The following is a 377-nucleotide window of genomic DNA, read 5'->3' as shown; positions in this document are numbered from 1 at the left end:
GCTTCGGCCGTATCCGCACCGCCCGAGATCAGCGCGCCGGCGTGGCCCATGCGCTTGCCCGGAGGCGCCGTGACGCCCGCGATGAAGCCGACGACCGGCTTCTTCATGTTGTCCTTGATCCACTGAGCGGCGTTGGCTTCGTCCGGACCGCCGATTTCGCCGATCATCACGACCGCATCCGTATCCGGATCGTCGTTGAACATCTTCATCACGTCGATGTGCTTCAGACCGTTGATCGGGTCGCCGCCGATGCCGACTGCCGACGACTGGCCGAGGCCCAGTGCCGTCAGCTGAGCAACGGCTTCATACGTCAGCGTGCCCGAACGCGACACGACGCCGATGCGGCCCTTGCGGTGGATGTGACCCGGCATGATGCC

1 pseudogene is annotated in these 377 nt (G+C 65.5%); it reads right to left on the bottom strand.

The features are described 5' to 3' along the window. A pseudogene (locus tag DIE21_RS36965) lies at positions 1 to 377 on the bottom strand (succinate--CoA ligase subunit alpha); the annotation flags it as partial.

This window comes from Burkholderia sp. Bp9140, from assembly GCF_003853425.1.
Lineage (GTDB): Bacteria > Pseudomonadota > Gammaproteobacteria > Burkholderiales > Burkholderiaceae > Burkholderia.
This window is presented reverse-complemented; position numbering and strand designations above follow the sequence as displayed.